General features: G+C 69.1%; 23 protein-coding genes. 9 read left to right on the top strand and 14 right to left on the bottom strand.

Annotation, left to right across the window (positions count from 1 at the left end; all coding sequences use genetic code 11):
• The first annotated feature begins 14 nt into the window (after positions 1 to 14).
• Positions 15 to 797 (top strand): class I SAM-dependent methyltransferase, encoded by a 783-nt coding sequence (locus tag G6N56_RS04090; RefSeq protein WP_232069206.1) that lies wholly within the window; start codon positions 15 to 17, stop codon positions 795 to 797.
• Positions 798 to 939: 142 nt separating this feature from the next.
• Positions 940 to 1617 carry a class I SAM-dependent methyltransferase gene (locus G6N56_RS04095; RefSeq protein WP_085257230.1) on the top strand — a complete coding sequence of 226 codons (678 nt, stop codon included), beginning with the start codon at positions 940 to 942 and terminating at the stop codon, positions 1615 to 1617.
• Here the strand turns inward: G6N56_RS04095 and G6N56_RS04100 are convergent.
• Genes G6N56_RS04100 through G6N56_RS04110 form a run of 3 tightly spaced genes read right to left on the bottom strand, consistent with a single transcriptional unit; the run spans position 1598 to position 4678 of the window.
• A complete protein-coding gene (locus G6N56_RS04100; RefSeq protein ID WP_085257231.1) occupies positions 1598 to 2674 on the bottom strand; it encodes an MMP endo-(1,4)-3-O-methyl-alpha-D-mannosidase in 1077 nt (358 codons plus the stop codon). The two genes, G6N56_RS04095 and G6N56_RS04100, sit on opposite strands and share 20 nt — an antisense overlap.
• Positions 2661 to 3428 (bottom strand): class I SAM-dependent methyltransferase, encoded by a 768-nt coding sequence (locus G6N56_RS04105; protein ID WP_085257232.1) that lies wholly within the window; start codon positions 3426 to 3428, stop codon positions 2661 to 2663. The genes G6N56_RS04100 and G6N56_RS04105 overlap by 14 nt, the downstream gene beginning before the upstream one ends.
• Positions 3422 to 4678 carry an MMP alpha-(1->4)-mannosyltransferase gene (locus G6N56_RS04110; RefSeq protein ID WP_085257233.1) on the bottom strand — a complete coding sequence of 419 codons (1257 nt, stop codon included), beginning with the start codon at positions 4676 to 4678 and terminating at the stop codon, positions 3422 to 3424. The genes G6N56_RS04105 and G6N56_RS04110 overlap by 7 nt, the downstream gene beginning before the upstream one ends.
• A 310-nt stretch (positions 4679 to 4988) precedes the next feature.
• Between G6N56_RS04110 and G6N56_RS04115 the strand changes: the two genes are divergently transcribed.
• Both G6N56_RS04115 and G6N56_RS04120 read left to right on the top strand, forming a co-directional pair.
• Positions 4989 to 6542 (top strand): GMC family oxidoreductase, encoded by a 1554-nt coding sequence (locus tag G6N56_RS04115; RefSeq protein ID WP_085257234.1) that lies wholly within the window; start codon positions 4989 to 4991, stop codon positions 6540 to 6542.
• A 29-nt stretch (positions 6543 to 6571) separates the two neighbouring features.
• Positions 6572 to 7360 (top strand): DUF1906 domain-containing protein, encoded by a 789-nt coding sequence (locus tag G6N56_RS04120; protein ID WP_085257235.1) that lies wholly within the window; start codon positions 6572 to 6574, stop codon positions 7358 to 7360.
• Positions 7361 to 7603: 243 nt separating this feature from the next.
• Here G6N56_RS04120 and katG read toward each other — a convergent pair whose 3' ends face one another.
• The 3 genes from katG to G6N56_RS04135 form a co-directional block, all read right to left on the bottom strand.
• The gene (gene katG / locus G6N56_RS04125; RefSeq protein ID WP_085257236.1) at positions 7604 to 9844 is read right to left on the bottom strand and encodes a catalase/peroxidase HPI; all 2241 of its coding nucleotides are present in this window, start codon (positions 9842 to 9844) and stop codon (positions 7604 to 7606) included.
• Positions 9845 to 9877: 33 nt separating this feature from the next.
• Positions 9878 to 10282 carry a Fur family transcriptional regulator gene (locus G6N56_RS04130; RefSeq protein ID WP_085257387.1) on the bottom strand — a complete coding sequence of 135 codons (405 nt, stop codon included), beginning with the start codon at positions 10280 to 10282 and terminating at the stop codon, positions 9878 to 9880.
• A 127-nt stretch (positions 10283 to 10409) separates the two neighbouring features.
• Positions 10410 to 11696 (bottom strand): L,D-transpeptidase, encoded by a 1287-nt coding sequence (locus tag G6N56_RS04135; protein ID WP_085257237.1) that lies wholly within the window; start codon positions 11694 to 11696, stop codon positions 10410 to 10412.
• Positions 11697 to 11811: 115 nt separating this feature from the next.
• Here G6N56_RS04135 and G6N56_RS04140 point away from each other — a divergent pair, with 115 nt between their 5' ends.
• Positions 11812 to 12618 (top strand): hypothetical protein, encoded by an 807-nt coding sequence (locus G6N56_RS04140; RefSeq protein ID WP_085257238.1) that lies wholly within the window; start codon positions 11812 to 11814, stop codon positions 12616 to 12618.
• Between the two features lie 46 nt (positions 12619 to 12664).
• Positions 12665 to 14176 (top strand): FAD-dependent oxidoreductase, encoded by a 1512-nt coding sequence (locus tag G6N56_RS04145; protein ID WP_180150473.1) that lies wholly within the window; start codon positions 12665 to 12667, stop codon positions 14174 to 14176.
• 2 nt (positions 14177 to 14178) lie between these two features.
• On the opposite strand, the gene G6N56_RS04150 is transcribed toward G6N56_RS04145, so the two are convergent.
• The 4 genes from G6N56_RS04150 to G6N56_RS04165 all read right to left on the bottom strand — a co-directional run bounded on the left by G6N56_RS04150 (position 14179) and on the right by G6N56_RS04165 (position 18802).
• On the bottom strand, positions 14179 to 14733 hold the full coding sequence (locus tag G6N56_RS04150; RefSeq protein WP_085257239.1) for a cupin domain-containing protein: 555 nt from the start codon (positions 14731 to 14733) through the stop codon (positions 14179 to 14181).
• 53 nt (positions 14734 to 14786) lie between these two features.
• The gene (locus G6N56_RS04155) at positions 14787 to 15827 is read right to left on the bottom strand and encodes a class I SAM-dependent methyltransferase (protein WP_085257240.1); all 1041 of its coding nucleotides are present in this window, start codon (positions 15825 to 15827) and stop codon (positions 14787 to 14789) included.
• Positions 15828 to 15909: 82 nt separating this feature from the next.
• The gene (locus G6N56_RS29390; protein ID WP_085257241.1) at positions 15910 to 17337 is read right to left on the bottom strand and encodes a PPE family protein, SVP subgroup; all 1428 of its coding nucleotides are present in this window, start codon (positions 17335 to 17337) and stop codon (positions 15910 to 15912) included.
• A 46-nt stretch (positions 17338 to 17383) separates the two neighbouring features.
• Positions 17384 to 18802: a PPE family protein, SVP subgroup gene (locus G6N56_RS04165; RefSeq protein WP_085257242.1), complete on the bottom strand. Its 1419-nt coding sequence runs from the start codon at positions 18800 to 18802 to the stop codon at positions 17384 to 17386.
• Between the two features lie 832 nt (positions 18803 to 19634).
• On the opposite strand from G6N56_RS04165, the gene G6N56_RS04170 reads away from it, so the two are divergent.
• The 3 genes from G6N56_RS04170 (at position 19635) to G6N56_RS04180 (ending at position 21467) form a co-directional block, all read left to right on the top strand.
• The gene (locus tag G6N56_RS04170; protein WP_085257243.1) at positions 19635 to 20042 is read left to right on the top strand and encodes a PPOX class F420-dependent oxidoreductase; all 408 of its coding nucleotides are present in this window, start codon (positions 19635 to 19637) and stop codon (positions 20040 to 20042) included.
• Positions 20043 to 20227: 185 nt separating this feature from the next.
• Positions 20228 to 20494: a DUF732 domain-containing protein gene (locus G6N56_RS04175; RefSeq protein ID WP_232069207.1), complete on the top strand. Its 267-nt coding sequence runs from the start codon at positions 20228 to 20230 to the stop codon at positions 20492 to 20494.
• A gap of 136 nt (positions 20495 to 20630) precedes the next feature.
• Entirely contained in the window at positions 20631 to 21467 is an 837-nt protein-coding gene (locus G6N56_RS04180) for an MOSC domain-containing protein (RefSeq protein WP_085257245.1), read from the top strand.
• 12 nt (positions 21468 to 21479) lie between these two features.
• On the opposite strand, the gene G6N56_RS04185 is transcribed toward G6N56_RS04180, so the two are convergent.
• The 4 genes from G6N56_RS04185 to G6N56_RS04200 form a co-directional block, all read right to left on the bottom strand.
• On the bottom strand, positions 21480 to 22736 hold the full coding sequence (locus G6N56_RS04185; RefSeq protein WP_085257246.1) for a cytochrome P450: 1257 nt from the start codon (positions 22734 to 22736) through the stop codon (positions 21480 to 21482).
• 14 nt (positions 22737 to 22750) lie between these two features.
• The gene (locus G6N56_RS04190) at positions 22751 to 24154 is read right to left on the bottom strand and encodes an NAD(P)/FAD-dependent oxidoreductase (RefSeq protein WP_085257247.1); all 1404 of its coding nucleotides are present in this window, start codon (positions 24152 to 24154) and stop codon (positions 22751 to 22753) included.
• Positions 24151 to 24366, bottom strand: a complete 216-nt coding sequence (locus tag G6N56_RS04195; protein WP_085257248.1) for a ferredoxin — start codon at positions 24364 to 24366, stop codon at positions 24151 to 24153. Before G6N56_RS04195 ends, G6N56_RS04190 begins: the two co-directional genes overlap by 4 nt.
• 341 nt (positions 24367 to 24707) lie before the next feature.
• The gene (locus G6N56_RS04200; protein WP_085257249.1) at positions 24708 to 24956 is read right to left on the bottom strand and encodes a DUF6480 family protein; all 249 of its coding nucleotides are present in this window, start codon (positions 24954 to 24956) and stop codon (positions 24708 to 24710) included.
• Positions 24957 to 25042 lie beyond the last annotated feature (86 nt).

A 25042-nucleotide genomic window follows, 5' to 3' on the forward strand; every position in this document is an offset into this window, starting at 1 on the left:
GCACGGACCACCCTGTGGAACCGGCGTCGGAAGCCTTCCGTCACAACCGCGAATCCTATGAACGCCTCTATCGCGGAGCGTCGGCGTTTCCGGGCGCCCCCGCCCCCGCCGGAATCCCGTGGGATGTGGGGCAGGCGCAGCCGCGACTCATGGAACTCGTGGCGCTCGGTGCGATCCGGGGAGAAGTACTTGACGCGGGCTGCGGCCTGGGTGACAACGCGATCTACCTTGCCCGCCAAGGTTATTCCGTGACCGGCCTCGACAGTTCGCCGACGGGGATCGAACGGGCCCGCGTACGCGCCGCCGCCACCGGCGTGCGGGTACGCTTCGAGGTCGCCGACATCACCGAATTGACCGGTTACGACGGGAAGTTCGACACCGTAGTCGACAGCGCGATGTACCACTGCCTGGACCGAGACGGCAGGCGGGCTTACGCAGCCGCGCTGCACCGCTCGACAAAGCCAGGCGCCCGCTGGTTTCTCTACTGCTTCTCCGGTGACGACGTCAACGGTGTCATCGCGCCGATGGAGGCGGTATCCGAACTCGATATCCGCGACACCCTGGAAAATGCCGGCTGGCGCATCGACTTCCTCGGCCCCACCACGTTTCTCGGAAACGCCGCGGGTTTCTCCGGCAGCTTCGGGAAACTCCCGGACGCAGTCCTCCGACAAATGTCACCTGCGCAAGCCCGACAAATGCGCGACATGGCTGAGCGGATGGCCACCATCCTGCCGCTCATCGACGGCGGACGCGTTCACCTGCCGTGCACTGTCGTCCACTCGACCAGGTCGAGCTGAGCCGATACTGGCTGCACGCTTACCGACGAAAAGGACTTGTGGGACACCCGCCGCGGCAATCGAAGCAACACAGCAGGATGGCAAGACGATGCCGGGGAGGCCACGTCGTCGGCGCTACCGGGCAGGCCTATAGGTTGAGGTCATGAGCCGCACCGACGTCCCCTCAACCGAGCGTCTGTTCGCGCTGGCCGAGCAGGTGCAGGGCTTCATGCCGGCCGACGAGGGCCGCGCGCTCTATGACGCCGCGCTGCGCTACCTCGACGGCGGCGTCGCCGTCGAGATCGGGACCTACTGCGGAAAATCCACGCTGCTCCTCGGCGCGGCCGCACGGCAATCCGGGGGGGTGCTCTACACCGTGGACCACCATCACGGCTCGGAGGAACACCAGGCCGGCTGGGAGTACCACGACGCGTCGATGGTCGACGAGGTCACCGGGCTGTTCGACACGCTGCCGACGTTTCGCCGCACCCTCGATGCCGCGGGGCTCGACGACAACGTCGTCGCCGTGGTGGGCAAGTCACCGGTCGTGGCCAGGGCGTGGCGGGCGCCCCTGCAGTTCTTGTTCATCGACGGGGGTCATTCGGAAATCGCCGCCAACCAGGATTTCGACGGCTGGGCGAAGTGGGTGGCCGTCGGCGGGGCGCTGGTTATCCACGACGTGTTTCCCGACCCCCGCGACGGCGGCCGTCCGCCGTATCTGATCTACTGCCGCGCAGTGGATTCCGGTCAGTTCCGGCAGGTGTCCGCGACCGGCTCGCTGCGGGTGCTCGAACGCGTCGGCGGCACGCCGGGGGAGCGGATCAGCGCCCCGGCCCGCTGACGACGCACTCGCAATCGAAGTCCGTCTGCAGGCCCATCGGCAACACGTCCCCGCGGAAGATCGCGGCGGCCGCCGTGGTGTCCGTCAGCGCGTCGGCGGCCAGGATCATGGCCGCCCCCGTCCACGTCGTGCGCTCCTCGGGCCAGCGCTTGCCGTCCGCGAAGACCAGGCCCGTCCAATAGGAACCGTCCTCTTCGCGCAGGTGCTGCATGGCAGCGAACTGCTCGTGCGCGGTCGAGCGGTGGCCGAGCGCGTCGAGGGCCATCACCAGTTCGCACGTCTCCGCGCCGGTCACCCAGGGGCGGTCGTCCACACAGCGGATCCCCAAACCGCCGACCACGAAGTCGTCCCAGCGCTGCCTGATCCGCGCGGCCGCCGCCGGGCCGCGCAGCGCGCCACCGAGGATGGGGTAGTACCAATCCATCGAATAGCGTTCCTTTTCGGTGAACGCTTCCGGATGTGCGGCGATGGCGTGGCCGAGTCGCCCGAGCGCCAGCTCCCACTCCGGCTGCGGTTCGCCGACGAGTCCGGCGAGCGCCAGCGCACACCTCATGCTGTGGAACACGCTGGCACACCCGGTCAGGAGGGCTTCTGGGACGGGTCCGGCTTCGCTTCGCGCCCAATAGATTTCGCCGTAGCCGAACTGCAGGTCGATGACGAAGTCGATCGCCTTTCGCACGACCGGCCACATCTGCTTGGCGAAGGCCTTGTCGCGCGTGATCAGCACGTGGTGCCACACTCCCGTGGCGATGTAAGCGCAGAAGTTGCTGTCGCTGTTGGCGTCTTCGATCGTCCCGGCGCGCGTCTGGATCGGCCAGGACCCGTCGGGCCGCTGGGTGCGTCGACTCCACTCGAACGCTGCCCGGGCCGGCTCCAGTAGTCCCGCCGTCGTCAGCGCCATCGCGCACTCCACGTGGTCCCATGGATCGGTGTGACCGCCCTCGAACCAGGGGATGGCCCCCGAAGATTCCTGCGCCGCGGCGATCGAATGCGCGGTCTGCCGGCATTGCTCCGGGGTGACGACGCCCGGGACCCCCGGCGGATCAAACCGACGCAACGGAGTACCCCAGTCCCGCAGCGCTTTCCCCGCTCTCAACGGCGCGCCGCTTGGTGAAATACATCGCCACGCTCTTGCCCACGAGCGGATTGAGCAGCGACTCGGCCAGCTTGGTCACCTTCGGTCGCCGCATCAGGTCCCACACCAGCAGCTTGTGGTACGCGGCCACCGCCGGGTGTTCCGGATTCGACACTCCCACAGCACATTTGAGCCACCAAAACGGCGAGTGCAGGGCGTGCGCGTGATGGGTGTGCGTCAACTCCATGCCGCCGCTGCGGATCTTGTCGCGCAGTTCGCTGGCGCGGTAGATGCGCACGTGGCCACCCTCGTTGGCGTGGTACTCGTCGGACAGCAGCCAGCACACCCGCTCGGGCAGCCATCGCGGCACGCTGACCGCCAGAGTGCCACCAACTTTGAGCACCCTGAGCAGTTCGGCGATGGCAGCGTCGTCCTGGGGGATGTGCTCGAGGATTTCGGACGCGATGACGCAGTCGAACGTCTCGTCGGCGTAGGGCAGCCGCAGCGCGTCGCCGAGCACGGCCGTCGCCGACGCCCCGGGGGGCGCCTCGCCGGCCTCGGCCATGGCCTGCAGGATCGTCTCCACCGAGCGCAGCTCTGAGGCGTTCTGGTCGAAGGCAACGACGTCTGCCCCGCGCCGATACGCTTCGAAGGCATGCCGGCCCGCCCCGCAACCGACGTCGATGACCTTGACGGACGGACCGACGCCGAGCCGATCGAAATCGACCGTCAGCATAGGCTTTGGCCTTCGGCGCCGTCCCCGCGCGCGATAGCCCGCTCGTAGACACGGACGGTTTGCGCGGCCACGGCCTCCCAGCTGAAGACGTTGACCGCGCGCGCCCGCCCCGCCCCGCCCAGTCTCCGCCGCTTCTCCGGCGAGTCGAGGAGATTACCGAGCGCTTGGGTGAGCGCGTCGACGTCGGCGGGCGGCACCAGCTCGGCGCATGCGCCGTCGGATCCGACGACTTCCGGCAGCGCGCCCACCCGGCTCGCGACGATCGGAGTGCCGCTCGCCATGGCTTCCACGGCCGGCAGCGAAAAGCCTTCGTAGAGCGAAGGAATGCAGGCGACCTCGGCCGAGGCGAACAGCGCGGCCAGGTCGGCGTCGGAGACCCCGCTGGTGATGTGGACGATATCGGAAATCCCCAGCTCGGCGATGAGCTTGTGGGTGGGGCCGTTCGGCTCCACCTTCGCCACCAACCGCAGCTCGAGGTCGCGGCTGGTGCGCAGCCGGGCGACCGCGTGCAGCAGGGTGCGGACACCCTTCAGCGGGGTGTCGGCGCTGGCGATCGCGATGACCCTCCCGCGCCGCCGCGGCTCGGTTCCGGGCTTGAACAGTTCGGTGTTCACGCCCAGCGGCACGGTGTGCAGCTGGGCGGGGGAGACGCCGAAATCGGTAACGATGTCCGCGGCGGACGACGACGACACCGTCAACAGGTCCGGAATCCGCCGCGCCACCTGCTTTTGCATCTTGGAGAACCCATACCACCTGTGCACGAATGGTTTTCGCCACCACGGCGCGGCGGCGACGTCGAGCACCCGGTCGCGGGTGATCGGGTGGTGCACGGTGGCCACCACCGGCAACCCCGCGCCGGCGATGGTCAGCAGCCCCGAGCCCAGGCTCTGATTGTCGTGGACGACATCGAAGTCGCCCGCGCGCCGGGCCAGCAACCGGGCAACCCGCAGCGTGAACGTCCGCGGTTCGGGGAAGCCCGCGGTCCACACCGTGAGCAGTTCCAGCAGATCGATCGAGTCGCGGATCTCGCTTGGCCGCGGCACACGGAACGGGTCGGGCTCGCGATACAGGTCCAGGCTGGGCACCTTGGTCAGGCGCACACGCGGATCCAGCAGGTCCGGGTACGGCTGCCCGGAGAACACCTCGACGTCGTGACCGAGCTCCACCAGCCCGTGGCTGAGATGTCGCACGTAGACGCCCTGTCCGCCGCAATGGGTCTTACTACGGTAGGACAGCAAGGCAATTCGCATACTCAACTCTTCTGTGCTGGTGAACGGTGGCGGAATGGCGCCGAATCCAACGCCGTCAACGGACTCCCGAACTCCGTGACAGCAAACTGGACATGTGTCCAGACTATAGTTCGCCTGCCTAAGCGAGCGCAACGACCTCGAACATCGCCGCGCCGCGCGCGGGTCGTACCGGAAATGTCCCCCACGCGAAGATCATGCCACTCGGGCGTTCACAGCGACGTGCGGACCACTTGGCGGAACCGTTGAACCGTTCGGGCCGCGGCCCCGTCGCCTAGGTATACCTAAGAATACCCAGCAGAAGGAGCCTTCGGTGGATGCTGTGCTGCAGCCGGGCTATGACGTCATCGTGTGCGGGGCCGGGTCGTCGGGGTCGGTGATCGCCCGCAGGCTCGCCGAGAATGCCGACGTGCGGGTCTTGCTTCTGGAAGCCGGCGGCAGCGATGACGTCCCCGGCGTAACCGAGGCGGGGCAGTGGCCGACGAATCTCGGGAGCGAGCGAGACTGGGCGTTCGTGTCCGAACCAGACCCCCGGCTGCACGGGCGTTCGATCCCGTTCTCGATGGGAAAGGCCCTCGGCGGTGGCTCCAGCATCAATCTCATGGTGTGGGCACGCGGGCACCGCAACGACTGGGACCACTTCGCGGACGAATCCGGCGAACCGGCGTGGGACTACGAGCACGTCCTCGGCCTCTACCGGCAGATCGAGGACTGGCACGGCGTCGGCGAGCCCCACCATCGCGGCAGGGGCGGCCTGGTGTTCGTCGAGCCGGCGCGCGACACGCATCCGATCGCGGCAGCCACGCTGGACGCGGCCCGGGCCCACGGCATCCCCACCTTCCAAAGCCCCAACGGTCGCATGATGGAGAGCGCCCGCGGCGCGGCCTTCATCGACCTGAGGGTCCGCGAGGGGAAGCGCCAGTCGGTCTTCCGCACCTATACCGCGCCCTACCTGGACCGGCCGAACCTGACCGTGGTGCCGCACGCGCTGGTCACGCGGGTGACCTTCGACGGCAACCGCGCCACCGGCGTCGAGGTCCGCCACGGCGGAGAGACCCACCACGTCGCCGCCGAGGCCGAGGTCGTGCTGTCCCTTGGCGCGATCCACACCCCGAAGGTCCTCATGCAATCCGGCGTCGGAGACTCCGACGAGTTACGCGGCGCCGGGGTGACAGCCCGCCACCACCTGCCCGGAGTGGGGCGCAACTTCCAGGACCACTTCGGGTTCGACGTCGTCTGGGAATTCCCCGAGGGTGTACAGCCCGCCGCTCTGGCGGGGGCGGCGTTGTTCTGGGACTCGGGAGCGGCGGGCGTCGACGGACCGGACCTGTTCGCCTGCCTGGGGCCGTTTCCCAAGTCGACCCCCGAGAACGTCGCCAAATTTGGTCTGCCCCTGAATAGTTGGATCCTGTTCGGCTCACCGACCCACCCCGCCAGCCGCGGCCGGTTGCGGTTGTCGGGACCGGGCCCGGACGATCCCATCCGGATCGAGGCGAACGCCTTGTCGGAACCCGAGGACCTCAAGACGGCCATCGCCTGCATCGAGACCCTCCGGGAGATCGGCAACTCCCCCGAACTGCGACCCTTCGTCGCGCGCGAGGTCATGCCGGGCGACCTGTCGGGCGCCGAACTGGACGCCTACCTTCGTGACGCCGTCAGCACCTACTGGCACGAGTCGGGGACCGCGAAGATGGGCCGCGACGAGATGTCCGTGGTGGACGGGCGCCTGAAGGTCTATGGCCTCGAGAATCTGCGCGTCGCCGACGCATCGATCATGCCGCGCATCACCAGCGGCAACACGATGGCGCCGTGCGTGGTGATCGGGGAGCGCGCCGCCGAGTTCATCAAGGCCGAGCATCGTTTCTGAGCCGGGCGCCGAGTTGTTACCATCGCGCGGTGCCCGACTCGGCTGCACCACCCGGACCGCCCCCGGTCACCCGGCGCGACCTCCTCAAATACGCGCTGGCGCCCGTCCTGCTGGGCGCGGCCGCCGGCCTGGCCGCGCCGGTGGCATCGGCCGCCGCCACCCGGCTGATCGATTTCGCCGAGCGGCGGATCTCACCGGACGAGATCAAGGCCGCCGGCTACGACGGGGTGGTCAATTACGTATCGGCGTCGCGGCCGGGCGCGAATTTCGAGGCCAAGCCCATCACCCGCGAGTACGCCGACGCGTTGCGCGCGGCGGGCCTGCAGATCGTCAGCAACTTCCAGTACGGCAAGCCCGGCTGGCCCGACCCGTCGGACTACACCCGCGGCTACGACGGCGGAGTGGCCGACGCCCACACCGCCATGGGGCTGCACTCAGCCGCCGGTGGGCCTCCCTCTGCCCCAATCTTTTTCAGCGTCGACGACGACATCGACGAGAACACCTGGAACGGCCCGGCCGTCGACTGGTTCCGGGGGATCAACTCCGCCCTGGGCGTCGGCCGCACCGGCATCTACGGGCATGCCAAGGCCTGCGGCTGGGCGATCAGGGATGGGGTGATCGGCCACTCGAGCACGCCGGGGCACCGGTGGGCGTGGCAGACCAGCTCGTGGTCGCATGGCGACCGCGAGCCCGCGGCGGTGCTCTACCAAGCGGTGGTCAACAGCCCGTCGAATCCCAGTCCGCTGCTGGGCGGGATCAACGTCGACATCGACGACGTCCTCGCCGCCGACTATGGCCAGTGGGATTTCGCCCGCTGATCCATTCTCGGGTGTCCGGGTGCTCGCCATTCGACGGCTCGTCCGCGTCCGCGTCCCCGTCCGCGTCCCCGACCGCGAGACATAATCCAGCGCGACCCCAACCGGCGAGTCGTGTGCGTCGTTTATATGTCGCGGGCGCCCGCGACGGGCGCCCGTGACGGGCAACCGCGCGACGCCAACGCCCACCAACGCGACGACGCCCCGGGTGCGGGTGGCTCCCGGGGCGTCGCAGTGTTGAGCTGACTACTTGAGGTCGAACCGGTCGCTGTTCATGACTTTCACCCACGCCGCGACGAAGTCCTCCACGAACTTGCCGTGGCTGTCGTCCTGGGCGTAGACCTCGGCCAGCCCGCGCAGCACCGAATTCGACCCGAACACAAGGTCGTTCGCAGTCGCGGTCCACCTCAGCTCGCCGCTGGCCCGGTCACGGCCCTCGTAGACGTTCTCCGCGGTTCCCGACGGCTTCCACTCCGTGCCCATGTCGAGCAGGTTGGCGAAGAAGTCGTTGGTCAGCGCGCCGGGGCGGTCGGTGAACACCCCGTGCTTGGTGCCGCCATGGTTGGCGCCGAGCGCACGCAGGCCGCCGATCAGCACCGTCATCTCCGGAGCCGTCACCCCGAGCAGGTACGCCCGCTCCATCAGCAGGTGCTCCAGCGGGGCCTTCTCGCCGGGTCGGACGTAGTTGCGGAACCCGTCGGCCCGCGGTTCGAGCACCGCGAACGACTCCACGTCGGTGTTCTCCTGGGAGGCGTCGGTACGCCCGGGCGCGAAGTGCACAGAGATCTCGTACCCGGCGTCCTTGGCCGCCTTCTCGACCGCCGCCGATCCGGCCAGCACGATCAGGTCGGCCAGCGAGATCTTCTTGCCGCCCGACGCGGAGCCGTTGAAGTCCTGCCGGATCTTCTCCAGGACCGGCAGCACCCTGTCCAGCTCGGAGGGCTCGTTGCACTCCCAGTTCCGCTGCGGCTCGAGCCGCAGCCGGGCGCCATTGGCGCCGCCGCGCTTGTCGGTGTCGCGGTAGCTGCCGGCCGCCGACCACGCCGTCTTGACCAGCTGCGGAACCGACAGGCCGGACTCCAGCACCTTGCTCTTGAGCGACGCGACGTCCTGCTCGTCGACCAGCTCGTGGTCGACCGCGGGGACCGGGTCCTGCCACAGCTGCGGCTCGGGGATCCACGGGCCGAGGTAGCGGCTGATCGGGCCCATGTCGCGGTGCAGCAGTTTGTACCAGGCCTTGGCGAACGCCTCGGACAGTTCCTCGGGGTGCTCGAGCCACCGCTGGGTGATCCGGCGGTAGATCGGGTCCTCGCGCAGTGCCACGTCGGTGACCAGCATCGTCGGCGCGCGGCCCGGACCGCCGAACGGGTCGGGGATGGTCCCGGCGCCGGCTCCGTCCTTGGCCGTGAACTGCCAGGCCCCGGCGGGGCTCTTCGTCAACTCCCACTCGTAGCCGTAGAGGTTCTGCAGGAACCCGTTGCCCCACTTGGTCGGGGTCGAGGTCCAGACCACCTCCAGACCGCTGGTGATCGTGTCCTTGCCCTTGCCGGTGCCGTAGGAGCTCTTCCAGCCGAGGCCCTGTTGTTCGATCGGGGCGGCCTCCGGCTCGGGACCCACCAGGTCGGCGTTGCCGGCACCGTGGGTCTTGCCGAAGCTGTGCCCGCCGACGATGAGGGCGGCGGTCTCCTCGTCGTTCATCGCCATCCGGCCGAACGTCTCGCGGATGTCCTTCGCAGCGGCCACCGGGTCCGGCTTGCCTTCGGGCCCTTCGGGATTGACGTAGATCAGCCCCATGGTGGTGGCGCCGTAGGGCTGCGCGAGGTCACGCTCGCCCGAGTAGCGCTTGTTGGTGCCCAGCCAGGTGTCCTCCTCGCCCCACAGGATCTCTTCGGGCTCCCACACGTCCTCGCGGCCGAACGCGAAGCCGAAGGTCTTGAAGCCCATCGACTCCAGGGCACAGTTGCCGGCGAAGATGATCAGGTCCGCCCAGGAGATCTTGTTGCCGTACTTCTTCTTGACCGGCCACAGCAGCCGGCGGGCCTTGTCGAGGCTGACGTTGTCGGGCCAGCTGTTGAGCGGGGCGAAGCGTTGCATGCCCTGGCCGCCGCCGCCGCGACCGTCGAAGATGCGGTAGGTGCCCGCGGCGTGCCAACTCATCCGGATGAACAGCCCCCCGTAGTGGCCGTAGTCGGCGGGCCACCAGTCCTGCGAGGTGGTCATCACCGAGAAGATGTCGGCTTTGAGGGCCTCCACGTCGAGCTTGGCGAACTCCGCCGCGTAGTCGAAGTCGTCGCCGAGCGGGCTGGACTTGGGGTTGTGCGGCTGCAGCGTCGACGGGTCGACCTGGTCGGGCCACCAGTCCCGGTTCGTCAGCGGTCCGCGCGCCTTCGGCTCGGGCGAGGGGATGACGGGGTTCTCGCTCTCGCTGTTACTGGCTGTCTTGGAATCTTCGTGGGGTGGACGGCTTTCGGAGATTTCGGAGGACACGGCATTCCTTTCTTCGGTGAAACGGGCTGCGAACTAGGAACCGGCTGTTGCACATTCGGGGCAGACGCCCCAGTAGATGACCTCGGCCTCGTGGAGGACGAAGCCGTCGAGAACGTTGTCGACGTCCGCCGGGGTCAGGCATGGGGCCTCACCGACCGCGCAGTCGACGTCGGTGATGATGCCGCAGCACCGGCACACGACGTGGTGGTGGTTGTCGCCGACCCGCGACTCGTAGCGGGCGACGGACCCCGACGGTTGGATGCGCCGAACCAAACCCGCGGCGGTCAGCGCGTTGAGCACGTCGTAGACAGCCTGTCGAGACACCTCGGGCAGGGCGCCGCGCACCACCGAGAAGATCGTCTCGGTGTCGGCGTGGGGATGGGCGTCCACGGCCTGCAACACCGCGATCCGGGGACGGGTCACCCGCAGATCGGCCATTCGCAGCAGCTCCGCGTGATCGCCCGTCGCTGACACCGCATCAATATGACGCACTTATCTGGAATGAGTCAAGACTTTATTGTGAAGCCGCGCACATCTCACAGTCGATGAGACACAGGCCATACCATCACGCCGGCTTCAAAGCGCTGCCCTGACGCCACTGGTCCCAGCTGAGCGTCCAGTCGCCGTTCTGCGCCAGCTTCAGCGGGGGGCCGCCGCTGTTGCGGACCTCCACCACGTCGCCCGGAACCGAAAAGTTGTAGAACCATTTCGCGTTGTCGGCGTTGAGGTTCAGGCATCCGTGTGAGGTGTCCTGGTGCCCTTGGGCCCACACCGTGGCGTCGAGCTCGTGAAGGTAGATGCCGTCGGTGCTGATCTTGGTGGCCCAGTTGATGGTCTCGCGGTATCCGAGGCGGGAGTTCTTGGGCAACCCGAACGTCGAGGAGTCCATGATGACCGGATTGCCCTTGTCCAGCACGGTGTAGACGCCCGGCGGGGTCCACAGCGAAATGGTCTGCTCGCCGACCTTTTCGGTGCCGCCCATTCCCATCGAAGTGGGCATGGTGCGGACCAGGGCGCCATTGTCGAAGACGCTGACCTGGTGGGTGGCATCGTCGGCGATGGAGACGTGCGCGTCCCCGATCTTGAAGGAAACCCGGGTGTCATCCTGCCCGAACAGTCCGTCGCCCAGGCCGATTCCGTAGATCTTGGCTTCCGCCGTGACCGTCGTGCCCGGCGAGTAGTAGTGCTCGGGTCGCCAGTGGGCGCTCTGGCCGTCGACCCAGAACCACGAGCCCTCGACCTTGGGGCTGGCGGTCACGCTCAGCTGCCGCTCGGCCGCCGCCCGGTCGGCGATCTGCTCGTCGAAGTGGGCGACGACCACGGTGCCCACCCCGTAGGTGCCGCCGTCCTTCAGCGCCGCCTCCGACGTCGTGGTGAAGGAGACCTTGGTCTGGTTGGAGGGCTGCAACGTCGAAAAGGACGACACTTGGGTCGACGCAACGCCATTCGGGCCGCGGCTGCTCACGGTCAACGTGTAGGTGCGTCCGTACCCGAGCGGGACGGTCGGCTTCCAGACGGTGTTGTCCGGAGTCATCACGCCTTCGACCGATTTGCCGCTCTCGTTGACCATATGGACGTCGGTCAGCGTGCCGGCGTCGGCTTTGACCGTGACGTGGGCGAGCGGGTCGACGTCGCGCGCGTTGGCGCCGGGCGTGATCGAGACCTGGGCCGGTCCAGAAGTTTTCGAGGCGGCGGTGTGGTTTCCGCAGCTTCCGCCGGCGCATTGCGGGGTCACCACCGCGTACACCACGCCGGCGACCGCGATGAGCACCAGCGCGGCCAGCAACACTCGGCGGGGCCGCTTGACGTTAAGGATCCGCCGGACGAGCTGATCGCTGTTTTCTGACGTCATTGGGTGCCGGATCCTTGATTCGTGTGGGCTGAAAGTTATAGATGAGGTAGCCCGGGGGACACGATCCGAAACAGACGGGTGCCTCACAGCCTTGGCTTCGGGGGATCATGGCGTCATGGCCGACGACGAACTCGACGCTCTCTACCGGGAGCGACCCGAGGCGTTCACCGCGGAACGCGCCAAGTTGGCGGCCGCGGCAAGGAAGCGCGGCGACACCGCCGCCGCGAAGCGAATCTCCGCGTCTCGCAAGCCCACAACGTCCGCGTGGATCGTGAATCGGCTGGCCCTCGAGCACCAGGACACCGCGCGGCGGCTGGGCGACCTGGGGGACCGGCTCCGCGACGCGCACGCGGCGATGGACGGCGACCGGATCCGCGAGCTGTCGGCCGAGCAGCACAAACTCATCGGTCAGCTCGCGCGCACCGCGTTCGAGACGGCCCGGATTCGGACGCCGTCGCCGACCGCGCGCGACGACGTGACCAGCACGCTGCAGGCCGCGATCGCCGACCCCGACGTCCGCGCGCGCCTCGGGCGCCTGACGGGTCCCGAGCAGTGGTCGGGTTTCGGCGCGTCCGCCGACCTTCCCCCGGAGCCCGGGCCCCCGCCGAAGAGGGGCCGGAAAGCCAAACGATCGGGTCCGCCCGCGCAACGGCCCGACGACGGGGCGGCGCGCCGGCGGGAGGAGTTGACCGCGGTCGTCATGGGCGCCGAACGCAACCTGGCGGAGGCCGACGAGGCGTTGTCCGCGCGGCAAGCCGACCGCGCCGCCGCTCAACACCGCCGCGACGAAGCGCTCGCGGGTCTGCGCGCCGCCGAGCGCGAACTCGATGCCGCCGACGGGGAATACCAGAAGGCCAAGCGGGCCAGCCGCACCGCCGCGCAAGTCGTCAGGGGGGCGAAAGCGCAGCTCGAACGCGGGTGACCCGCTTGGCGGTTACCCCCGGGGCTGCCGGGGTATCAGTGCAGTCGTGACCTCGCTATGGCTGTCCGACCGCGTCGAACCCCCCTGGTCCGCAAGCCGGCTTGAGGACGGACCTCGTTCCGCCGACATCATCGTCGTCGGGGCCGGGATCACCGGCCTGATGACCGCGGTGCTGCTCGCCCGCGCCGGTAAGGAGGTGCTGGTGCTGGAGGCGCGCACAGTCGGCGCCGGCACCACCGGCAACACCACCGCCAAGATCAGCCTGCTGCAGGGCACCCACATGACCAAGATCCTGGCCAAGCACGGCAAGGACCTGGCCCGCGCCTACGTCGAGGGCAACCGCGAGGGCCAGGACTGGGTGATCAACCACTGCGAGACGCACGGGGTCGCGGTCCAGCGGGAGGACGCCTATACCTACGCCCAGTCCGCGAAGGGCGTCCCGTCGGCGAAGGCCGAGCTGAAGGCGTGCCAGGCGGTCGGCCTGCCGGTCGAGTGGAGCGACGACGCGGGCGTGCCCTTCCCGTACCACGGCGGCGTGCGGCTGCCGGAGCAGGCGCAATTCGACCCGATGCCGTTCCTGGACACACTCGCCGAGGAATTCACCGACCGCGGGGGACGGCTCGTCGAACACGCCCGGGTCCGCCGGGTGTCGTGGCGCGGCGACAAGCTGCGCGTCTACGTCAACGACGCGGCCCAACGCGAGGTCGAACTCGAGACCGGCAGACTGGTGCTCGCGACCGGCATCCCGATCCTGGACCGCGGCGGGTTCTTCGCGCGGCTGCAGCCGAGCCGCTCGTACTGCCTGGCCTACCGGGTGCCGGGCGAGATCACGCGGCCGATGATGATCTCCACCGACTCGCCCACGCGCTCGGTCCGTTATGCGCCCGCCGCGGACGGCGAACGGCTGATCGTGGGCGGAGCCAGCCACACCGTCGGCCGCAGCCGCAGCCCCTCCAAGGACCTCGAAGAACTGTCGTCCTGGACCCGGCAGCACTACCCCGGCGCCGAGCAGACCCATTTCTGGTCCGCACAGGACTACACGCCCATCGACGACCTGCCGTACGTCGGCCCCATCCTGCCGAACAACGAAAGTATCTTCGTCGCAACGGGTTTCAACAAGTGGGGGATGACGAACGGGGCCGCCGCGGCGCTGGCGCTGTCGAGCCGCATCCTGGGCGGGCGGATGGACTGGTCGCGCGCGTTCGCCAGCTGGAGCGCGCACGAGCTCTCCGGGGTATTCACCGCCATGCAGTTCAACGCGGAGGTGGGTTTCGACCTGGCCAAGGGCTGGGTGACCCCCGCGACGCGTATCGGCCGGCGCGGCCCGGGCCCGGACGAGGGCGGCGTGGTCAGCGGACCGCCGTGGCACCTGCAAGCCCGCTGCCGCGTGGACGGCACTGAGCACCGCGTCTCGCCGGTCTGCACGCACCTGGGCGGGATCGTCAACTGGAACGACGCCGATAAGGCGTGGGAATGCCCATTGCACGGGTCGCGGTTCGCGCCCGACGGCACGCTCCTGGAGGGGCCGGCCACCCGCGATCTGACCAAGTCGAGCTGAATTCAGACCTGACGCCAGGACGGCTGCGTCGGGTCTGCCAGGCGCATGTCGACCGGGCCGACCCCGAACACGGCGATGACCGCCGGGTCGGGCTGGCTGGCCGGCACCCCGTCGTAGTGTGGGGTTCGCGCGGCCCGTTTCACGTAGCCCCCGGCGCCGACGGGCACGGCGTCCTCGGGCCGGAAGTCGTTGCCGCTGTTGACGAACCACGTGCCCGACACCACCACCTGGATGCGGTCGGTCGCATACGTGTGCGGTGCGCTGAACCACCCGGGATTCCATCTCATCATCACCAGGTACGGCCCGGGCTTGTCGAAGTCGCCGTACAGCTTCGCCATTTCGCCGCTGTGGGCCGGCAGATTGCCCCAGGATTCGAACGCAATCCGGTCGAAGGGTAGGACGAATGTCTCGGCGGGATCCGGCCCGTTTTCGGGCGGCGGCGACAACGCGACGTCGGCTTTCGCCGCCGTGTCGGCCCCCGTGGCGGCCTCGGTAGCGGCCAGCGCCGCCAGCATCAGCGGCGCCGCCATGAGCAGTGCTCTCCGGTTCGATTCCATGGTTCCCCCGCCTCTCTTCAATCATATTCTGCCACAATATGATTCGTCTGGCATCAGCCCTTGCGGTAGACGAGCCAGCGCAACTCGACCGGGGACTGCTCCCGCTCGACGTCGAACACGTCGAGGCCGCCGGCCCACCCGTCGAACCAGCCTGTGGGCGGCCATGCCCCCTCGGGCAGGTGCGCCTTTTCGTAGTCGTACGCCGAATCGTCGCCGACCAGCTCGAGCGGCAGCCCCGCCGCGGATGCCGCTACCTCGTCGCGGGTGAAGAGCATCGTGTTGCACTGCTGGCCGAACTCGCGGGCGGCGGCGTCGGGGGTGTAACCGGGACGCGCTACGAAGGTGTTGAACACCAGCACTCCGCCGGGAGCCAGGCAGTCCGCGGCGAGTTCGAACACGCCCCGCAGCTCGTTTGTCGTGCGGAAGTCGGACACCACCTCGGAGAGCAACATCAGCTGGTACTGACCGTGGACTCCCTCCAGGGCCGTGAAGACATCGCTCTGAATGACGCGCACGCAGAGCGATTCGACCTCGGCCGCCGACCGGATCTCCTCGGCGAACTTCGGCGTCATCTCGACCGCGTCCACCGGGTGGCCGCGCCGGGCCAGGGCCAGGGCGTTGCGTCCGGTCCCCGCCCCAATGTCCAGCACCCGGTACGCCGCCGGGTCCCGCACGTCGGCGGCCAGGGCCATCACCCGCGCGTCCGGTTCGGTGCCGAACAGCGGCGGTGCGCGGAAGCCCACCCACTGCTCGTAGTCGGCCTCGATGCTGCGCCATTGGGCCTTGACGCGGTAGTTCAGCCCGGTGCCGAAGGGGACGCTGAACGAGATGACGATGTCGGAGCGAGGGGAGGCCTTGAACGCCTTCGCCAGCTCCGCCTCCAGCACCACCCTGAGTTGGACGGACTGTTCGTCCGTGTAGGCGACGCCCAGGCTGGCGCAGAGGTTGGCGCACAGCTGCACGTACTCGTCGATCAGGCCCGGGACCGCGGGAACGGTGATCTGGCCCTCGGCCGTTGAGCGGCGGTACAACCGCCGGACCATCGCCTCGCGCAGCACCGACGGGTCGAAGGATCTGGGTGGGCCGTCTTCCACCAGACCCTTCTACAGGACCGTCCGGCCCGACACCAACGCTGGCGGCGCGCGGTCGGCTCGCCCCGGCTAGAACGGTCGCGGCTCAGCGCCCGAGCAGTTGATTTTTCAGCCGGTCGTATTCGTCGTCGGTCAGCTGCCCCCCGTCGCGCAGCTTGGTGATCTCGCGGATCCTGGCCGCGACTCCGGTGACCACGACCCGCGGTTCGGCGCGGGTGGGTTCGGCATCGCGGTCGGGCGCCGCGTCGCCGAACCGGGCGACGACCCGTTGCCCGGTGACCGTGCCGCCGTCCGCACCGCCGCCCGGCGGCCCGGCCATGGCGCGCCCGGTCATGCCCGCCAGTCCCATGTCGCTGAGCGTGGCGCTGGAGTCGATTTCCAACGGGGCGGCCGCCGCGGAGTCGGCGCCGGTGAGCGGTGACGTCAGCGCCAGCGGGTGCACGTCTGGAGCCTCGACGGTCCAGCCCTGCGGCACGGACAACGCCCCCACCGCCTTGGCCTCAGCCAGCCCGGCCGACACCGTGCCCGGGTTCAGATTCCACCCCGCGTTCAAATTCCACCCCGCGTTCAAATTCCACCCCGCGTTCAAATTCCACAAGGTCGCCGGAAAATCGGTGACGGGCGCGGGTCGGATCCCCGGCCAAGCCTCGACCCCGTCCCAGCCGCTGACGATGACGTCGGTGTGGTAGCCCAGCAGGCCGCTGGCGACGGCGTAGGGGAAGTCAATCGCCCCGTCAAGGATCGAGATGGGGAAGAGCACACCCAGGGTGGATGCGCCGCTCGGCGCGCTGATCAACAAGGTGATCAGGTCGGTCAGCGGGGTCAGGGGGTCGGACGAGGCCCCCGGCGCAGCGGTCGCGAGGCCTTGAAGCGCCCCAGGCACCGAGGACAGCAGCTGCGGGACCGCGGACACCACCCTCTGCGCATCGCCGGCGGGTGCGCCGACCGCTCGACTCACCGCGGCTGCCTGACCGGCCGGGCCGCCCGGGGTGGTGTTCTGTGGCGGTGGGCTCAACGCCGTCAGCGCCGTCGAGGACGCCGACGAGGCCGCGTAGCTGTACATCGCCGCGGCGTCCTGGGCCCACATCTCGGCGTATTCCGCCTCGGCGGCCGCGATCGCCGGCGTGTTCTGTCCGAAGAAGTTGGTCGCCACCAACACCGCAAGCAGGCTGCGGTTGGCCGCGACGACCGGTGGTGGCACCGTGGTGGCGAACGCCGTCTCGAAGGCGGCGACCGCGGAGGTCGCTCGGTCGGCGGTTTCCTCCGCGATCGCCGCGGTGCCGCTGAGCCATTCCACGTAGGGTGCGGCAGCCGCCGTCATCGACGCCGACGCGGGGCCCGCCCACGGTCCATTGGTCAGCTCGACCAATACCGCTTGGTACGCGCCGGCCGTCGCGTACAGCTCGTCGGCCAGTTGCGCCCAGGCCTGCGCTGCGCCCAGCAGCGTCGCCGAGCCGGGACCGGCATACATCCGGCCGGAGTTGATCTCCGGTGGAAGCATCCCGAAATCCATTGCAGCGCATTCCTTTTCGAAAAGTCGCAGTATCCCGAAGGGCGGTTCACCGACCGAGCAGTCGGTTCTTCTGCTCGGCGTACTCTTCCTCGGTCAGGATTCCCTCGTCGCGAAGCTTGGCGAATTCGCGCAGCTCGGCCGCCACTCCTGTGACGACCGCGCGCGGCGGCGGGATCTCCGGGGCTCCCGCTTCACCGTCGGCCGCCGACCCCGGCGCGGTGTCGGCCTCACCCGCGGCGGCCTGCACGCGGTCGGCTGCGGGCGCCCCGCCGCCGCCGGCACCGGTCCCCAGGGTGCCGCCGATGGCCCGCCCGGCCAGCGCCGCCAACGCCATCTGCCCGAAGGTGCTCGACCCCGCAGCCGCGCCCTCGACCGCGCCGGTAGTGGCGGCGGGCAGTGCGGGCAGGGCGTAGGAGACGGGGCGTACCGCGGGCGTGGCGATCGTCCACGTCGCGGGCACCGACAGACAGCCCGCCGTGTGGGCTTCGCCCAGCGCGGCCGAGACCCTCGGGGCGGGCGGCACCGTGCCCGGGGGCAGGTTGAGCAGGGTCGCCGGGAACTCCTTGACCGGCGCCGGTCCCGTTCCGGGCCAACTCTGTTCGCCGTTCCAGCCGCTGACGATGTCGTCGGTGTGCACGCCGATGTAGTAGCTGACGATGTCGATGGGGAGGGCCACGGCACCCACTGTGCTCAGCGGGATGTCGCCGAAGATGCCCACCAGGCCCGCCGGCAGATCCACGAACACGGTGATCAGGTCGGACAATGTCGCCAGCGAGTCCGTCGGTGCGGCGGACACCGGGGACGCCGTCGCGAGGCTCTGCAACGCGCTGGGTACCGCGCTGAATGTTTGCTGAACTGAGGAAACGGCGCTCTGCGCCTGGCCGGCCGAGGTGCCGGTGGCCTGACCGACGGCCGCCGCCTGGGTGGACCCGCCGGTGGGGTTGGTGTTCTGCTGCGGGGCGGTGAAGGGTGTCAGCGTCGTCGCGGACGCCGACGACGCCGCGTATCGGTACATCGCTGCGGCGTCCTGGGCCCACATCTCGACGTACTGGGCCTCGGTGTTCGCGATCGCAGAGGTGTTCTGCCCGAAGAGATTGGTCGCCACCAGCCGCGTGAACAGTGCGCGGTTGCCGGCCACCAGTTGCGGCGGCACGGTCGAGGCGAACGCCTCTTCGTAAGCCGCGGCGGCGGCCCTGGCCTGTACGGCGGCCTCCTCGGCCTGCGTCGCTACGTTGCTGAGCCAGTTGACGAACGACGCGGCCGCGTCCACCATCGACGCCGACGAGGGACCCTGCCAGGGGCCGGCCGCAAGTCCGGACACCACCGCCCGATACGCGTTGGCGGTCGCGTGCAGCTCGGCCGCCAAACCCTCCCAGGCCTCGGCCGCGGCCGCCATCGATTCAGCACCGCGGCCGAGATACATTCGGCCGGAGTTGACCTCCGGCGGGAAGATCGAGTAGTCCACGCCGGCCCCTAACCGCAGCCGATTCGGCAGGCCGCCGCGGTGGTCGCGTCGAGGTCGCCGGACGGTCGGTGCTGGCCTCCGGCGTCAGGGAGCAACCGCACCCGGCCTACGGATTTGCTGGCAGCACCGCGCGACGAGCCCATTCCCATTGCTGCCACTCCCGTCCGCGGTGCGCAGATTGTCCACCGAAAGCGTTGCGGGGCATCCCTTGCCGTGTGCTCGACGCGCCCGCCCGGTTTCGGACGGTATGCCGGAATAGGCTGTCCACCAGCGCAAATCCTCGCCCCCTACTCAGCCTGGATATGCGCTGTCGAGCAGCTCCCGGCGATTCGCATTGACTTCCCAACGGTGCTGATATTAGTTGACGCGGCGGCTTGCTCGAAGCGAAGTCGCCGGTCACCCGGGTTCCCGATTGGGAAACTCGTGGCGGGGGACTCGGTTGCTGGCTTCCGTCGCGCGCCCCGCCGGCGGTCGCCGGCGTTCACCGAGTCGTTGCCACGACGTTACCGACGGCACAGCGCCGCGCGTTCCGGGTCGCGCTCACCCCCGGGGGTGGTCGGGCCGCGGAGCGGTCAGTGCGCCGCCCGCAGGAATTTCGCACCGGAAATCGGTGAACCTTCCGAATTCGTCCGAACCCCGCCGGCATGCCTACGCAATGCGGTGACCGAAGATAAGATCCATTAGATGCCCTCGGCAATTGTTGTCATATCACCGTCTACACCTCGCGTAATGACGGTGTTGAATCGTCGCCCACCACTCCGGGCAAATTGAAACGGGGTCGATCACCGTCTTCGGAGTTGAGCGCCGCGAGCGGATCGGGTATTGACAGAGCATGGCCGGAAACGAGATAGCGCGACTCGGAGACGCGAAGTTCGTTTCCTTGACGACGTTCAAGCGCGACGGGAACCCCGTCGCCTCGCCGATGTGGGCCGTGCGCGACGGCGACCTGCTGTGGTTCTGGACGCCGGCGGAGGCGGTGAAGGTCAAGCGAATTCGACGCGACGCGCGGGTCTCCCTGGCTCCCTGCGGCCGGACGGGCAAGGTGCCCGGCGGTCAAGCCGTCGCCGACGGCACGGCCGAGGTCATCACCGAACCCGGGGAAGTCGCCCGCATCGAATCGCTCGTCAAGCGCAAGTACGGGCTCGAATACCGGCTTGTCACGCTCATCGAAACTATTGCGGCCCGCGGCCGCAAACCGCGGGTGGTCCTGCGGGTCACGTTGGCGGGAACCACCGCGTAGGGCCGCCGTCACCGAATACGCGGCACTTTACCAGCGATTCAGGGTTTCCCTATTTTTAATATTCGGTCCGATCAAGCGCTCATATACTGACCGCACCGCGAAGCACGACAAGAAAAGAGGGTCGCCAAATGTTCCCACCCCGTTGGCTTGCCAAACTCGCTGTCCCCGTGATGATAGGGGCCGCCTTGTCGGCGAGCACGGCGATTGCGCTCGCCGATGCCACCGACGACGCGTTCATCGCGCAAATGCAAAAGCTCGGATTCACCTGGCCCGCAGGGGACGACTCAGACATCATCGCGATGGGCCACCAGATCTGCGCCGACCGCAATGGCGGCAAGACGCCGGACCAGATCGCGACCGACATTCACAGCACGTTGGGCCCCAAGGGCATCACTTTCGCCGACGTCACCTCGATGGTGAGCGCCGCGGAATCCAACTACTGCCCGGGTTAATCGGCCGCCGGTCCGCGCGGATGCCGTAGGTGGGGCGGCATTCGCGCGGGCCTCCTCGATACCGCCCCCGAGCGGGCGTCATACTGTTCGGAGTCAGGCAGAGTGGTCAGCCGGAAACAGGGGTGGGTTACGGGCGATGCGGGAGCCGACGCCAGCTGAAGATTCGGCAGAGCTGCGGGTGCAAAGCCTGCTCCGATATCCGGTGAAGTCGATGCTCGGCGAGACCGTGGGCAGCCTGCTGATGGACGAGGGCGGCGCGGCGGGCGACCGCCGGCTCGCGCTCGTCGACGCCGTGACCGGACACATCGCGAGCGCCAAGCAGGCCCGGCTGTGGCGCGGGTTGCTGAAGTGCACCGCCAACGGTGACACCGGGCAGGTGAGTATCGCTTTGCCCGACGGGACGAGCGTTAAGGCCGACGACCCCGCCGTCGACGAACTGCTGTCGCGCCTCACGGGCCGGACGGTGCGCCTGGTGCGCCAGCGGCCGGACGGCGCAACGCTGGAACGCCCCGATCCGGAGCAGCTACTGGACCTCGGGCTGGACGCCGAGGTGGGCGGCCGCATCCTCGAGATCGCACAGAAGACGCCGGGCGACTCGTTCACCGATGAGGCGCCCCTGCACGCCATCACGACGGCCACCCTGGACCACATCGGCGTCGAAGCGCTGCGGTATCGGCCGAATCTGGTGATCGCCACGCCGCCCGGCTACCCGCCTTACGGTGAAAATGATTGGGCTGGAAGGGAAATTACCGTCGGCGAGGCGCGGCTGCGGGTGCTGACGGCCACATCGCGATGTGTGGTGCCCACCCTGGAGCACGGACCGCTGCCGCGGGCCCCTCAGGCGCTGCGCACCCCGGCGGCCGAGAATCGGATCGACACGGGCGGCCACGGGGCGCAACCCTGCGCGGGCACATACCTCGAGGTGCTGACGACGGGCGTCGTTCGCGTCGGCGACGGCGTCACCGTCGAGTAGGAGTCGGGCCGCTCAACCGGCGACCGCGGCCCAGTCGACCCACAGGTGCCGCGGACCGCGGAACACCTGATTGTGGCGATACGGCGGCGGGTCGACCACCAGCTTCGGCGATTCGACGCGACGCAAAAGGGCCTCCAGCGCCAGGTTGACCTCCAGGCGCGCCAGCGGCCCACCCATGCACGTATGTATGCCACTGCCCCAACCGAAGTGCTCGTTGTCCGCACGGAGCGGGTCGAACCGGTCGGGATTGTCGAACCGGCGCGGATCCCGATTGGCCGCCGCGTAGACCAGGTGCACCGCCGACCCCGCCGGGATCACGGTGCCGGCGATCTCGATGTCGGCGGTGGCGCTGCGGCTCGGGAAGAACTGAACCGCGGACTGCAGCCGCTGGACCTCCTCGATGGTCCGGGGGATCAGCTCCGGGCGCTGCCGCACCAGGTCCCAGGAGCCGGGATTGCGCAGCAGCGTCAGCACGCAATTGGTGATCGTGTTGACCGTGGAATCGTGGCCCGCGACCAGCAGCAACATAGCGTTGGACGTCGTCTCCCTGGCCGGCATCGGGCCGTCGGGCCCGTCGTCGTGCAGCAGCTTGGACAGCAACCCCTCGCCCGGTGTCCGGGCGTACCTCTGCACCAAACACCCCAGATAATCCAGCAATTCGGCGGTGCTGGCGCGGCCCTTCTCGGCCAGGGCGCGGCCTTCCTCGGTGGCGCCCTCCGGGCCGAGGTCGCTGCCCATCATGAAGTCGAAGATCCACGAGTGGAACGTCGGCTCGTCTTCGACGGGCACGCCCAGGATCTTGCAGATGACCGCGACGGGGATTGGGTAGGCGAAGTCCTCGACGACGTCCAGGCGGGTGGCGCCGCGTTCCTTGACCCTGTCCAGCAGGTCGTCGGCCAGCCGCACTACGAACGGTTCCATGCCGGGGATCAGGTCGGGGGAGTGCGGCGGGCCGAAGTGGCGCATGACCTGCCGCCGGGCGCGGTCGTGATCCGGGGGGTCGGACACGATGATGCTGGCCTCGCGGCCGTAGGCGGGCAGCTGCTCACCGGCGGGCTTCTCACCGCCGAAACCCGCCGGGCTTCGGCTGATGTCCGAGCTGATCCGCGGATCGTGGGCCAAGGCGAGCAGCTCGCCGTAACCGGTGACGACGAAAGTCTTCTCGCCGACCTTGGCCACCGGGGCCTTGCGCAGTTCCTCGAAGTACGGGTACGGGTTCGGGCGGTTCTCGAACTTCATCGCCTCGGCCCAGGCGGTGGCGGCGTCCATCGGGTCTCCCAGGTTCAGCGTTTGCGCGGGCGGAATTCGGCCCCGCGCGACGTCGGGTCGTGTCCGGTCAGCACCACGTCGGGCATGGCGGTCGGCTCGCGGGGGTCGGGGAAGCGGGCCGGCATCGGCTCGAAGATGGCGGGCCGGTCATACCCCGGCGGGGGCGGCGGGAAGGCGGCGGACCGCTCGATGAGCGAGGCGTAGTACGGCAGCCACTTGCCGTGGTTGAACGTCACCGCCCCCACGATTCGGCCACGGTATCCGTAGGCGGCGGCGAAGCGCCGCTGCTCGGGCGAGCCCTGGGTGAAGACGATCTCGTCGCCGAACGAGCAGACCCCGACGCTCTTGATGTTGACGCCGAACTGGCCGGACCAGAACGACGGCAGCGGCAGGTGCGGGCGCCGCCCCAGTTCCAGGCTGATCATGTTGTTGGCCGCCACCTCGGCGCCGAAAACCGCGTTGTCCCAGTGCTCTTGGGACATGAACTGGTATTCGTAGAGCACGTGCGGGGCGCGCGCGACGTCACCGGCGACGAAGATGTTGTCGGTCACCACGCCGTTGATGTCGAACGCCCGGCAGCCGGCGTCGCACGCCACTCCCCAGAAGCCGCTGGCCAGCTGCGCACCGTCGAGCCACTCCACGTTGCGGATCGACCCCAGCGACGCCACCACCACGTCGACGTCGAGCGCCGTGCCGTCCGAGAGGTGCGCGGCGCGAACGTGGCCGTCGGCGTCTCCGTCGAGGCCTTGCACGGCCACGCCGGTCCGCAGGTCCACCCCGGCATCGAGCTGCATCTGCGCGGCGATGTCCCCGATGACGCCCCCCAGCGCGCCCACCAACGGCGCCTTGCCGCGCTCGGCGACCGTCACCGCGAGCCCCAATTCGCGGCACACCGAGGCGATCTCGGAACCGACGAAACCGGAACCGACCACCAGCACCCGCCGCGGCCGGTCCTTGAGCGCGGCCGCCAGCTTCGCGGCGTCGCCGCACGTGCGCACCGTGAACAGCCCCGCCAGCGCGGCCTCCTCGGGGTTGAACCAGGGGCGCGCGCGGGTGCCGGTGGCGATCAGCAACCGGTCGTAGGCGACCCGGTCGCCGTTGGCGAGCAGCACCTGGCGGTTGGACCGATCCAGTGCCACGGCCGCCACACCCAGACGCCAGTCCGCGTCGACGGGGCGCAGCCGGGGCAGCTTCGTGTGGTCGGCCGGCACCCAGCCCTTCAGCACCTGCTTGGACAGCGGAGGACGGTCGTAGGGTTCGTACGGTTCGTCGCCGATGATGGTAAGCGATCCTCGAAAACCATTCTGCCGCAACGCCTCTGCGCCGCGTAAGCCGGCCAGTGAGGCACCCACGATGACGATCCGGCCGTCCGCCTTGAAGCTGTCGACGAGCTGACCGACCAGGGAGGCCGTGCTCACTTGGCGGCCCGGTCCGCGGGCGGGTCCGCCTCGACGATGATCGCCTGCACCGGGCAGGACGCCGCGGCCCGCATTACCCGCTGCCGCTGGGCGTCGTCCGGGTTCGGGTCGTATGCGAGCGCCTCCTCCCCGACGAGCCGCAGCACCTCGGGCGCCAGTGGGACGCACTGGGCATAGCCCTGGCACTTGTTGAGGTCAACCACCAACCGCATTACCCGACCCTTCCGCCGGCGACGTGACCCCCGCGGGCCGAGAGTACTTCGGTCGGGTTCGCGTCGCGTCCGGGTTGGCGATTTAGCCCGCCTGTTCGCGGTACGCCCATGTCCGCGGCAGCCAGCCGCTCCTTGATCAGGAGCCGCGCCCGCGGCCAATCGCTCGCAGGTCTGCTGCCCGGGGTGCTGGTCCGGCGGTTCAGCCGCCGAGGTTGTGCACTGCGCTGTCGAGGTCCTCGGCGGCGAGCAGTCGCCCGACATCGTCGGCACCAACCGCCATGCCAGACCCCTTCCCGAGCACCTATGCCCGGTATCGCACGCAGGTAATCCGTGCTGACGCGCTAACCTGCGGCGCCGACCATCTTCATCGCGAGAAGCACCGCGACCGCCACGAAGATGACGACGAAGACGCACACGCCGACGACCGCGACGACTCCCGTCGGCGTGAAATGCCCGCGCCCGGGCGGGTGCGGGTTGGCCACCCCGGGTGTCTGGCCCGCTGCCGGTGGGGTGGCGCCGGGGCTGACCCCACCGCCCGCCTCCAGGTCCGGGGTATTCGCCGGGTCAGGATTGGGTGGCTGCGAGGTCATGGCTCTCACTGGTCCTTTCACCGCCGGGCTGGCCGGCCCGGCTGGGCGTCGACCACTTCTTGACCACCCCGAGCACCTGACTTTTC

The sequence above is a fragment of the Mycobacterium saskatchewanense genome (assembly GCF_010729105.1).
In the GTDB taxonomy this organism is placed as follows: Bacteria; Actinomycetota; Actinomycetes; order Mycobacteriales; family Mycobacteriaceae; genus Mycobacterium; species Mycobacterium saskatchewanense.